General features: G+C 54.6%; 11 protein-coding genes. 6 read left to right on the forward strand and 5 right to left on the reverse strand.

Annotation, left to right across the window (positions count from 1 at the left end; translation table 11 throughout):
• Positions 1 to 1,641, forward strand: a 1,641-nt coding sequence (locus AB7E14_RS13445) for an aspartate:alanine antiporter (RefSeq protein ID WP_428169595.1), incomplete at its 5' end; no start/stop codon positions are given.
• A 291-nt stretch (positions 1,642 to 1,932) separates the two neighbouring features.
• Here AB7E14_RS13445 and AB7E14_RS13450 read toward each other — a convergent pair.
• Positions 1,933 to 2,472: a TetR/AcrR family transcriptional regulator gene (locus AB7E14_RS13450; protein ID WP_044256387.1), complete on the reverse strand. Its 540-nt coding sequence runs from the start codon at positions 2,470 to 2,472 to the stop codon at positions 1,933 to 1,935.
• A gap of 81 nt (positions 2,473 to 2,553) precedes the next feature.
• Here AB7E14_RS13450 and AB7E14_RS13455 point away from each other — a divergent pair, with 81 nt between their 5' ends.
• Positions 2,554 to 3,762 carry an MFS transporter gene (locus tag AB7E14_RS13455; protein WP_043001242.1) on the forward strand — a complete coding sequence of 403 codons (1,209 nt, stop codon included), beginning with the start codon at positions 2,554 to 2,556 and terminating at the stop codon, positions 3,760 to 3,762.
• Positions 3,763 to 4,575 carry a Cof-type HAD-IIB family hydrolase gene (locus AB7E14_RS13460; protein WP_043001243.1) on the forward strand — a complete coding sequence of 271 codons (813 nt, stop codon included), beginning with the start codon at positions 3,763 to 3,765 and terminating at the stop codon, positions 4,573 to 4,575.
• 96 nt (positions 4,576 to 4,671) lie between these two features.
• On the opposite strand, the gene AB7E14_RS13465 is transcribed toward AB7E14_RS13460, so the two are convergent.
• Positions 4,672 to 5,904 (reverse strand): MFS transporter, encoded by a 1,233-nt coding sequence (locus tag AB7E14_RS13465; protein WP_316961857.1) that lies wholly within the window; start codon positions 5,902 to 5,904, stop codon positions 4,672 to 4,674.
• 294 nt (positions 5,905 to 6,198) lie between these two features.
• Here AB7E14_RS13465 and ybjG point away from each other — a divergent pair, with 294 nt between their 5' ends.
• Together ybjG and deoR are read left to right on the forward strand one after the other, a co-directional pair.
• A complete protein-coding gene (ybjG, locus tag AB7E14_RS13470; RefSeq protein ID WP_043001245.1) occupies positions 6,199 to 6,807 on the forward strand; it encodes an undecaprenyl-diphosphate phosphatase in 609 nt (202 codons plus the stop codon).
• Positions 6,808 to 6,878: 71 nt separating this feature from the next.
• Positions 6,879 to 7,637 carry a DNA-binding transcriptional repressor DeoR gene (gene deoR, locus AB7E14_RS13475; protein ID WP_043001246.1) on the forward strand — a complete coding sequence of 253 codons (759 nt, stop codon included), beginning with the start codon at positions 6,879 to 6,881 and terminating at the stop codon, positions 7,635 to 7,637.
• Between the two features lie 48 nt (positions 7,638 to 7,685).
• On the opposite strand, the gene dacC is transcribed toward deoR, so the two are convergent.
• Positions 7,686 to 8,888 (reverse strand): serine-type D-Ala-D-Ala carboxypeptidase, encoded by a 1,203-nt coding sequence (gene dacC, locus AB7E14_RS13480; protein WP_044256495.1) that lies wholly within the window; start codon positions 8,886 to 8,888, stop codon positions 7,686 to 7,688.
• A gap of 247 nt (positions 8,889 to 9,135) precedes the next feature.
• Between dacC and AB7E14_RS13485 the strand changes: the two genes are divergently transcribed.
• On the forward strand, positions 9,136 to 9,762 hold the full coding sequence (locus AB7E14_RS13485; RefSeq protein WP_044264227.1) for a glutathione S-transferase family protein: 627 nt from the start codon (positions 9,136 to 9,138) through the stop codon (positions 9,760 to 9,762).
• Between the two features lie 5 nt (positions 9,763 to 9,767).
• Here the strand turns inward: AB7E14_RS13485 and AB7E14_RS13490 are convergent, their stop codons facing one another.
• Positions 9,768 to 10,883, reverse strand: coding sequence for a PQQ-dependent sugar dehydrogenase (locus AB7E14_RS13490; RefSeq protein ID WP_216081640.1), 1,116 nt, complete (start codon positions 10,881 to 10,883; stop codon positions 9,768 to 9,770).
• Positions 10,884 to 10,988: 105 nt separating this feature from the next.
• On the reverse strand, positions 10,989 to 11,059 hold a 71-nt coding region (locus tag AB7E14_RS13495), incomplete at its 5' end, for a biofilm formation regulator BssR (RefSeq protein WP_428169596.1).

The following is an 11,059-nucleotide window of genomic DNA, read 5'->3' on the forward strand; positions in this document are numbered from 1 at the left end:
TTATTATTCGTTGTACTGGCTCTCGGCCTGTGTCTCGGTAAATTGCGTCTGGGTTCCATCCAACTGGGTAATTCCATTGGCGTTTTAGTCGTCTCTCTCTTATTAGGGCAACAGCATTTCAGTATTAACACTGACGCACTGAATCTGGGCTTTATGCTGTTTATTTTTTGTGTCGGCGTTGAAGCGGGTCCTAACTTTTTTTCCATTTTTTTTCGGGACGGGAAGAATTACCTGATGCTGGCTCTGGTGATGGTCGGCAGCGCGCTGCTGATCGCCCTCGGTTTGGGGAAGCTATTTGGCTGGGACATTGGCCTGACGGCCGGTATGCTGGCTGGCTCAATGACGTCTACCCCGGTTCTGGTCGGTGCTGGCGATACGCTGCGCCATTTTGGAATGGAGAGCGCACAGCTTTCCCGGGCGCTGGATAACCTGAGCCTGGGCTACGCACTGACCTACCTGATCGGTCTGGTCAGCCTGATCGTCGGCGCACGCTATCTGCCAAAATTACAGCATCAGGATCTGCAAACCAGCGCCCAGCAAATCGCCCGTGAACGCGGTCTGGACACCGACACGAACCGGAAGGTGTACCTGCCGGTCATTCGTGCTTATCGCGTCGGCCCGGAACTGGTCGCCTGGACGGACGGAAAGAACCTGCGGGAGCTCGGCATTTACCGCGCAACTGGCTGCTACATTGAACGCATCCGTCGTAACGGTATTCTGGCAAACCCGGACGGTGACGCCGTGCTGCAGATGGGTGATGAAATCGCGCTGGTCGGCTATCCGGATGCTCATGCCCGCCTCGACCCCAGCTTTCGTAACGGCAAAGAGGTGTTCGACCGCGACCTGCTCGACATGCGGATCGTCACGGAAGAGATCGTGGTGAAAAACCACAATGCCGTGGGACGCCGTCTTGCGCAACTGAAGCTCACCGATCACGGCTGCTTCCTGAACCGCGTGATTCGCTCGCAGATTGAAATGCCGATTGATGACAACGTGGTGCTCAACAAAGGCGACGTATTGCAGGTCAGCGGCGACGCGCGCCGGGTGAAAACAATCGCGGATCGTATTGGCTTTATCTCGATTCACAGCCAGGTCACCGATCTGCTGGCCTTCTGTGCGTTCTTCATTATTGGTCTGATGATCGGCATGATCACCTTCCAGTTCAGCAACTTCAGTTTCGGCATCGGTAACGCCGCTGGATTGCTGTTCGCCGGGATCATGCTGGGCTTCCTGCGTGCTAACCATCCCACATTTGGCTACATCCCGCAGGGAGCGCTGAATATGGTGAAAGAGTTCGGCCTGATGGTCTTTATGGCGGGCGTTGGCTTAAGCGCAGGCAGTGGCATCGGTCAGGGGTTAGGGGCAATTGGCGGTCAAATGCTGATTGCTGGTCTGATCGTCAGCCTGGTGCCGGTGATCATTTGCTTCCTGTTCGGCGCCTATGTCTTGCGCATGAACCGGGCGCTTCTTTTTGGCGCCATGATGGGGGCGCGTACCTGCGCACCGGCAATGGAAATTATCAGCGACACCGCGCGTAGCAATATCCCGGCACTCGGTTACGCAGGCACCTACGCGATAGCCAACGTGCTGCTGACACTGGCGGGGACACTCATCATCATCATCTGGCCAGGCTTAGGATAAAACTGAAGTTGTCCCTTAAGTGAAAATTTTTTGCAGATATGTAGAACTTTTCCTCAAGGTGTCAGTCATAACTAGTGCCACTGCTTTTCTTTGATGTCCCCAATTTGTGGAGCCCATCAACCCCGCCGTTTTGGTTCAAGGTTGATGGGTTTTTTGTTGCCTGCATTTCTCCTCTCCCGTCTTTACCCCCTTCCTCACCATACTGACTGATGATCGGCATGAAGAGCAGGATCGTGTGGCGCAAGACATTTGTGTCGCCGGGGAGACAACCACTATCGCCCTCAACGATGCTCACCCGGCGATGCGTTTAACCATCTGCAGGATCTCTTCGCGCGTCATCGGCGTCCGGTCAGTCACAAAATGCAACGTCATCCCTTCAATAAAAGCGTCCAGCGCCCGGGCGGTAATAGGATCAAACCACTGCTCAAGCGTTCTCTGACTGGTTTGCATCCAGTCCTGCATCACACTTCTTAGCGTCGGCTTACGATTCATCATCGCGTACAGCTGATACATCAGCTCCATATTATGCGGCGTCGTCACTTCTGAACTGTAAATGAGGGTGGTGATCGATTCGCAAGCCATTTCCGGACCGGTCACCCCGGCAAAAAAATCACGATATTGCTGCGCCATATCGCACGTAAAACGCGTGAACGCTTCTTCAATCAACGAGTCCATACCCTCGAAGTAATATGTCATGGATCCCAGTGGAACCCCTGCACAGCTGGCGATTTTACGATGCGTTACAGCACTAATCCCATGCTCAGCAATTGTCTCCAGAGTTGCCTGAAGTATCCTTTCCCGACGCTGCGGATCGTTTGGTCGTCTGCTCATAAATTCCCCTTCTGATTTATGTACAAATGTACACAAACTTGCTAGTGTTGTCGCTATTGTTGTACTTTTGGTGCTTCCCTGATGACATTGACTTCCTCCCGCAAAGCCCTGCAACGCCGTACCTGGGCGCTTTTTATGTTCTTCTTTTTGCCCGGCTTGCTGATGGCCTCCTGGGCCACGCGCACGCCCGCTATTCGTGACACGCTTTCGGTCTCGACGGCGGAAATGGGGGCCGTACTGTTTGGTCTCTCGATTGGTTCGATGAGCGGCATCCTTTGTTCGGCCTGGCTGGTGAAACGATTTGGCACCCGAAAGGTGATTCGCACCACCATGTCCTGCGCAATTGTAGGGATGCTGGTGCTAAGCCTGGCGCTTTGGCTCACCTCCCCGGTGTTGTTCGCGCTGGGTTTAGGTGTATTCGGCGCCAGTTTTGGTTCCGCAGAAGTGGCGATCAATATTGAAGGGGCGGCCGTCGAACGTGAGATGAACAAAACCGTTTTGCCGATGATGCACGGTTTTTACAGCTTCGGCACGTTGGCGGGCGCGGGTATCGGGATGGCACTGACAGCCTTCGGCGTCGCGGCAACCACGCATATTGTACTGGCTTCGCTGGTGGCGATTGCGCCGATTTTTATTGCCATCCAGGCCATTCCTGACGGGACGGGCAAAAACGCCAACGACGGTTCTCATCACCAGGAAAAAGGCGTCCCCTTCTGGCGCGATATTCAGTTGCTGCTGATTGGCGTTGTGGTGCTGGCGATGGCCTTTGCTGAAGGGTCCGCCAACGACTGGTTACCGCTGCTGATGGTCGACGGTCACGGGTTCAGCCCGACTTCCGGCTCGCTGATTTACGCAGGGTTCACGCTCGGGATGACCGTCGGGCGCTTTACCGGTGGCTGGTTTATTGACCGTTACAGTCGTGTGGCGGTGGTTCGCGCCAGCGCCCTGATGGGCGCGCTCGGTATTGGTCTGATTATTTTCGTCGACAGCGCCTGGGTGGCCGGCGTCTCTGTGATACTGTGGGGCCTGGGCGCATCGCTCGGTTTCCCGTTAACCATTTCTGCGGCCAGCGACACGGGGCCGGATGCACCGACACGCGTTAGCGTCGTGGCAACTACCGGCTATCTCGCCTTTCTCGTTGGCCCTCCGCTGCTCGGCTACCTCGGCGAACACTACGGTTTACGTAGCGCCATGCTGGTGGTGCTGGCGCTGGTGCTGCTGGCCGCCGTTGTCGCCAGAGCCGTCGCCAAACCAAATTCAACTACGCAAACTGCGATGGAGAAGGGATAAATGGGCATTAAGTTAATAGCAGTCGATATGGATGGCACTTTTCTGAGCGATCAAAAGACCTATAATCGCGAACGTTTTCTTGCACAGTATCAGCAGATGAAAACGCAGGGTATTCGTTTTGCGGTCGCCAGTGGCAATCAGTACTACCAGCTCATCTCATTCTTTCCTGAGATTGCCCATGAGATCTCCTTTGTCGCCGAAAACGGCGGTTGGGTGGTAAGCGAAGGCCAGGATATCTTTAATGGCGATCTGGCGAAATCCGATTTTACCGCCATCGTCGATCACCTGTTAACCCGCGCCGATGTCGAAATCATCGCCTGCGGTAAGAACAGTGCGTATACCCTGAAAGCGTACAACGACGAGATGAAAGCCACCGCCGGCATGTACTATCACCGCCTCGAATTCGTGGATGATTTCAACAATATCAATGACGTGTTTTTCAAATTTGGACTGAACATCTCAGACGATCGGATCCCGGAAGTTCAGCAAGCCCTGCACGACGCCATTGGCGATATCATGGTGCCTGTTCACACCGGCTATGGCAGCATCGATCTCATTATCCCCGGCGTACACAAAGCGAACGGACTGCGCCTGCTCCAGCAGCGTTGGGGAATTGACGATAGTGAAGTCGTGGTGTTTGGGGATGGCGGAAATGATGTTGAAATGCTGCGCCAGGCGGGCTTTAGTTTTGCAATGGAAAATGCGGCAGATACGATTGCGAAGGCCGCGAAATATCGAGCTGGCTCAAACAACAAAGAAGGCGTCCTCGACATCATTGATTGTGTCCTGAAGAACGAAGCGCCATTTAATTAACAACGACTTGCGTTATTCACCAGGCTAAGGTGTTTACACCGCCATCCGACTTTATTGCCTGATGGCGGTGCGCTTAGCGGGCCAACAATGTCGCCATTACCCTTCCCGGGTATTCCCGGTCTGTTTATCTTTCAGGAAGATAAACATCAGCAACAGCCACAGCATGCCGCTCGCCAGATTAAACAGGCTGAACAGCCCATTCCCGCCGAGCAGATAAGCGTGCTTACTCAGTTCAATCCCGACGGTAAAGATCAGCATTTGCAGCATTCCCATCGCCGCAGAGACCGTGCCTTTACTCATGTCGCTGGCGAACAGGGTGAGGCGCACCAGTCCGGCGTTGGCCACACCGATGCCAAAAGCGTAAACGCTCAGACCGGCCGTCATCCACAAATACGCATGGGACGAGACGACGGTGGCCGCCGCGGCGATGAGCAGTCCCAGCACAATCGGCCAGCCGCCCATGATGATGAGCGAACGCACCGTACGCCGAGCGGTCAGGCGCGCCAACATCAGGTTTCCGGCGATCAGCGCGCCAAAAATCGGCACCTGTAGCAGGCCATACTCGTAGCTACTAAGCTGTTCGCCGCTGATGATAATAATCGGTGACTGGGCGATCCAGGCCAGCAACGGCAGACTGACGAACCCCAGCGCCAGCGCGCCGGCGACAAAGCGCCCATTTTTCAGCACCAGTCTGTAATCATTACCCAGCGCCTTTAGCGATAGCGGCTCGCCGATCCGCGTGGCGGTCTCCGGCATCGCCCGCTGCAGACCAAAGAACGCGATCGCCGCCAGTGCGGCGAACAGCACAAACATGCCTTCCCACGGCAGGACATGCACCCACGCCGCTCCCACCAGCGGTCCAAGCAGTGGCGCTATCAGCGCGACGTTCGCCATCAGGGCGGTGATTTTAATACACACGGCCTCTTCAAAGGACTCCTGGATCGCCGCGTAGCCCACCGCGCCAATAAAGCACAGACTGATGCCCTGCAAAAAACGCAGCAGGGTAAATTGTTCGATGCTTTGCGCCAGCAGCGTTGCCAGGCAGGTGACAATAAACCACACCACGCCCGCTAACATCACCGGACGACGGCCAATGCGATCCGACAGTGGCCCTAACAGCCATTGCAAAAACATACCGCCGGCCAGATAGGCGGTCATGGAGGTAGGTACCCAGTCGATCCCCGCCTGATATTGTTCCACCACCGCCAGCATGCCGGGTTGGATCATATCGTTGCCAATGTAGGTGGAGAATTCGTAGAGCACCAGACAGAGAGGGAAAAGCAGCGCCTGACGTCCAAGACGGGCACCTTGTTGTAAACGGTTTTGCATGCAATCTCTTCGACAATAAAAAATCGCGCAAAGTGTAATGAAAGAGCCTCACCTGAGATAGTGAATTATGCGTGGTAAAAGCAAAATGCGCACATTTTTACCCGCTCATGAAAATCCTTCCCTGGGTTTAAGGTTAGTCTACGTTGACGCGGTTATGCTGAGTGAAAAATCACGAGCGATGTCTGAAACACCTTCTTTTACAGGTAAATAAGACAATCCCTCTTTACCCTGCGGACGGACACTTTTATTCTCGGCCTGCCTGGATTTTCATTAAACGAACTGAGTCTGACTGCTATGCTGGAAAATATTAACTATTCGCTGTTCTACTTTATCAATGCCACGCCGGACTCGGCATCGTGGATGATTTCCCTCGCCATTTTTATCGCCAAAGATCTGATCAACATCGTCCCGCTGTTAGCCATTGTTCTCTGGCTGTGGGGACCGCGTGAACAGGTTTGCGCGCAGCGGCAGTTGATCGTCAAAATGGCGATGGCGCTGGTCGTTAGCCTGCTGGTGTCATGGGTAATGGGACACCTGTTCCCACACGATCGTCCGTTTGCCGATCGCATTGGCTACAATTATCTCCAGCATGCGGCAGATGACTCGTTCCCCAGCGATCACGGCACGGTGATATTTACCTTCGCGCTGGCGTTTTTGTTCTGGCATCGTCTCTGGTCCGGCGTTCTGTTGATGGTGTTGGCCGTCACCATCGCCTGGTCCCGCGTCTATCTTGGCGTGCACTGGCCGCTCGACATGCTCGGCGGACTGCTGGCTGGGATGATCGGCTGCCTGAGCGCGCAAATGATCTGGCAAAAATTCGGTCCGGCCCTCTATCGTGGCCTGCAACACGGTTACCGCATCTGCTTCGCCCTGCCGATTCGTAAAGGCTGGGTACGTGACTAGACGAAGGAAAAAAGAGTAATATTAAGCGCACTGAAAGAGACAGAGCGCTTAATTATTCATCCAGGGGAATTATGGAAACACGTCGCGAAGAGCGTATTGGTCAATTGCTGCAGGCACTGAAACGCAGCGATAAACTCCATCTTAAGGAAGCCGCGACCCTGCTGGGCGTCTCTGAAATGACCATTCGCCGCGACCTGAATAACAACAGTGCGCCGGTAGTGCTGCTCGGTGGCTATATTGTGCTGGAACCCCGCAGCGCCAGCCACTATCTGCTCAGCGATCAAAAATCCCGCTTAGTGGAAGAAAAACGTCGTGCGGCGCAGCTGGCGGCAAGTCTGGTGCAGCCGCATCAGACGCTGTTTTTTGACTGCGGTACGACGACGCCGTGGATCATCGAAGCGATCGATAATGACATCCCGTTTACCGCCGTCTGCTATTCCCTGAATACGTTTCTGGCATTGCAGGAAAAACCGCTGTGCCGGGCAATCCTCTCCGGCGGCGAATTTCACGCCAGCAATGCGATTTTCAAACCGCTTGATGCTCAGGAAACCCTGAACAATATCTGTCCGGATATCGCCTTTTATTCCGCTGCCGGCGTTCATATCAGCAAAGGGGCGACCTGTTTTAATCTGGAAGAATTGCCGGTGAAACACTGGGCAATGTCGATGGCGCAACACCACGTACTGGTGGCCGATCACAGCAAATTTGGCAAGGTCCGTCCGGCGCGGATGGGAGATTTAAAACACTTTGACATCGTGGTAAGCGACTGCTGCCCTGACGATGAATTTGTCAGCTTCGCCAAAGCGCAGCGAATTAAGCTTATGTACTAATTGCCGTTTGCCGGACAGGCGTCAGCGCTATCCGGCAATCATCAGGACTTAAGAGAACCAGCTACCGAACCACTGATGAAATTTCATCAGTACGAAATCCCACATCCGGCCAAAGAAGCCGCCCTCTTCTACCGCCTCCATCACGATCAACGGACGCTGTTCAATCGATTTGCCGTTCAACTGGAAGTCAATCGTCCCAACCACCTGGCCCTTTTTCAGCGGCGCGGTGAGCTGCGGTTCCGTCAGCGTAAAGCTGGCTTTCAGGTTTTTCAGTTGACCGCGCGGAATCGTCACAGAACCGGCTTCGCCAGCCCCCAGATTCACCTCACTCTTGTCACCAAACCAGACGCGCTGGGTCACAAAGGTGGCATCCGGTTTGATAGGCGTTACGGTCTCAAAGAAGCGGAACCCCCAGGTCAACAGTTTTTCTGATTCATTAAAGCGGATACGGTCAGTTTTGGTGCCTAATACCACCGAAATCAGACGCATATCGCCCTGGGTGGCCGACGCGACCAGATTGTATCCGGCCCCGGCCGTGGTGCCTGTTTTCATGCCGTCAACGTTCAGGCTGGAGCTCCAGAGCAGACGGTTTCGGTTGGGCTGGCGAATCTTGTTAAAAGTGAACTCTTTTTCTTTATGGATCGCATACTCTTCCGGCACATCATGGATCAGTGCTTTACCCAGCAGCGCCATATCACGCGCGGTGCTGAACTGGCCCGGCGCATCCAGACCGTGTACCGTCTGGAAGGTGGTGTTCGTCAACCCAAGCTTTTTCGCATAACCATTCATCAGACCGATAAACGACTCCTGGCTCCCTGCGACATAGTCTGCCAGTGCGATACAGGCGTCGTTGCCGGACTGAATAATCACCCCTTTATTGAGATCGGAAACCGCCACCTGATCGCCGGGCTTCAGGAACATGACCGAGGAGCCGCGCAGCGCCGGGTTACCGGTCGCCCACGCGTCTTTGCCTATCGTCACCATGTCGGTCAGTTTAATTTTGCCCGCTTTGAGTGCCTGCCCCACCACATAGCTGGTCATGATTTTCGTCAGACTGGCCGGATCCAGTTTCTCATCGGCATTGCCTTCAGCCAGCACCTTACCGCTGGCGTAATCCATTAAAATCCACGCGCGCGCATCGACGCTCGGCGGTTCAATGGTCTGTTCCGCCGCCATCACCGTCGGCGCAAAGAGAAAGAGAAGGGCTGAACCCGCTGCGAAATTGCGAAGGGAAGAAACGTATTGCGTCATAAATGCCACCCGAGTATCCATTCAAAAAATATACGTCATACCACCGTATAATAAGTGCGGTGAGTAATAACGCACTAAGAAGCGTAAGTGAACCGTAAGTTGGTAAAGTTTTTAAAGTTTATGCAATAACCCCCCGCTATGCCGCAACGGAGAGGAATTTTTTGTTGGCTGTTGCGTAAATGTTAGCTTTATCTCACCATGTGGAGTGAACGCAGCCCTGAGGCTGTCCATTTTTTGAGGGGTAATTATGATTACGCTGTGGGGCCGGAATAACTCAACCAACGTCAAAAAAGTATTGTGGACGCTCGAAGAACTGGAATTACCGTTTAATCATATCCTGGCGGGAGGACAGTTTGGCCTGAACCATGATGCCGATTATCTGGCGATGAACCCGAACGGTCTGGTGCCTTTGCTACGTGATGATGAAAACGACCTGCTGCTGTGGGAGTCCAACGCCATCGTGCGTTACCTGGCTGCCCAGTATGGACAAAAACGCCTGTGGGTCGAGTCACCGGCACGTCGGGCTGAAGGCGAAAAATGGATGGACTGGGCGAATCAAACCCTCAGTCCAGCACACCGTGTGGTGCTTTTTGGTTTAGTGAGAACACCGCCGGAACAGCGCGATCACGCCGCTATCGATGCCGGAGCGAAACGCTGCGACGAGCTGTTCGCGATCCTCGACGCGGCGCTGGCCGACCAGTTATGGTTCTCGGGAAAAGCGTTTGGCACCGGTGACATCGCCATCGCGCCGTTTGTCTACAACCTGTTCAACGTGGGACTGACATGGACACCGCGTCCGCATCTTGAGCGCTGGTACCAGCAGCTCAGCGAGCGCCCGGCGTTTCGTAAAACGGTCATGATCCCGGTCAGCTAAGCCGTTCAGGTACGCGGGCTGACTTTAAGCAACTCGCCATCGGACTCATCGGTTAAGACATACAGATAACCGTCGGGCCCGACGCGTACGTCGCGGATCCGCTGTTTTCGCTCACCCAGAATGCGCCCCTCTTCAGCGACCGTATTGCCATTCACCCTCATCACAATCACATTCTGGTCCTTCAGTGCGCCAATGAACAGTTTCTGCCGCCACTGAGGGAAAGTATCGTGGTCATAAAAGGCCATCCCGCTAACGGCAGGTGATTTCTGCCAGTAGAAAATGGGCTGTTCGGTACCTGCCACCTTTTCGCCCTGCGCTTCCGGGATTTTCAGCCCGCTATAGTTAATGCCCCATGTCGCCAGCGGCCAGCCGTAGTTTTTGCCTTTTTCGGGGATATTGATCTCATCTCCGCCGCGCGGCCCGTGCTCATTGAGCCACAGCGTATCGCTCCACGGATTCATCGCCATCCCCTGCGGATTGCGGATCCCATAAGACCAGATTTCCGGGCGCGCGCCAGGCTGATTAACAAACGGATTGTCCGCCGGGATTTTCCCCTGATCGGTCAGACGCACCACTTTCCCCTGCAGTTTGTTGAGGTCCTGTGCGGTCGGCCGCTGGTTGTTTTCTCCCAGTCCGATGAACAGATGCCCCTTACCGTCAAACACCAGTCGCCCGCCAAAATGATTGCCGGTAGAGAGTTTTGGCATCTGCCGGAAGACCGTCTGGAAGTTTTCCAGCCGCGAAAGGTCGTCGCTGAGTCGACCATAGCCCACCGCGGTTCCTGCTTTTCCCTCTGCATCAGCCTGGGAAAAACTGAGCCAGACGCGCCGGGACTGGCGAAAGTCCGGAGCCAGCGCCACGTCCAGCAGACCGCCCTGCCCGTTTGCCCACACCTTTGGCACCCCAGGCAGCGGGTCAGAAAGCCCTTTTCCTGCCTGCCAGTGGCGCAACTGCCCACCCTTCAGAGTGATCAGCATGCCGTCGTCGCCCGGCAGAAAGGCCAGCGCCCATGGGTGGTCAAGTTTGGTTTGCAGCACCTCAACATTGACCACAGGCGTTTTCGCCTGAGCAAACCAGGGGAAAATTAGCAATGTCATTACTGGGATAAGCGAACGACGCATAACGCCTCCTTGTTGACTCTGGTTAAAGCGTAGTCAGCAAGGAACGTCAGGAAGGCATTTTTACAAAAACTTAACGATGAAAGGGGGAGTCGCCTCCCCCTGGAATCAGGCATCTTCAAGCGTGGAATGAGCCTGCAGACTCTGAATGCTCAGCGTTAAGGTTGTCAGGCAGGTAT

It is taken from the genome of Citrobacter sp. (assembly GCF_050252275.1).
In the GTDB taxonomy this organism is placed as follows: domain Bacteria; phylum Pseudomonadota; class Gammaproteobacteria; order Enterobacterales; family Enterobacteriaceae; genus Citrobacter_A; species Citrobacter_A amalonaticus.

What these genes read in the sequence shown, in the direction of transcription:
- AB7E14_RS13460 (WP_043001243.1), top strand. Translation starts at nt 3,763, where the DNA reads ATGGGCATTAAGTTAATAGCAGTCGATATGGATGGCACTTTTCTGAGC.
- AB7E14_RS13485 (WP_044264227.1), top strand. Translation starts at nt 9,136, where the DNA reads ATGATTACGCTGTGGGGCCGGAATAACTCAACCAACGTCAAAAAAGTA.
- AB7E14_RS13465 (WP_316961857.1), bottom strand. Translation starts at nt 5,904, where the DNA reads ATGCAAAACCGTTTACAACAAGGTGCCCGTCTTGGACGTCAGGCGCTG.
- deoR (WP_043001246.1), top strand. Translation starts at nt 6,879, where the DNA reads ATGGAAACACGTCGCGAAGAGCGTATTGGTCAATTGCTGCAGGCACTG.
- AB7E14_RS13450 (WP_044256387.1), bottom strand. Translation starts at nt 2,472, where the DNA reads ATGAGCAGACGACCAAACGATCCGCAGCGTCGGGAAAGGATACTTCAG.
- ybjG (WP_043001245.1), top strand. Translation starts at nt 6,199, where the DNA reads ATGCTGGAAAATATTAACTATTCGCTGTTCTACTTTATCAATGCCACG.
- AB7E14_RS13490 (WP_216081640.1), bottom strand. Translation starts at nt 10,883, where the DNA reads ATGCGTCGTTCGCTTATCCCAGTAATGACATTGCTAATTTTCCCCTGG.
- AB7E14_RS13455 (WP_043001242.1), top strand. Translation starts at nt 2,554, where the DNA reads ATGACATTGACTTCCTCCCGCAAAGCCCTGCAACGCCGTACCTGGGCG.
- dacC (WP_044256495.1), bottom strand. Translation starts at nt 8,888, where the DNA reads ATGACGCAATACGTTTCTTCCCTTCGCAATTTCGCAGCGGGTTCAGCC.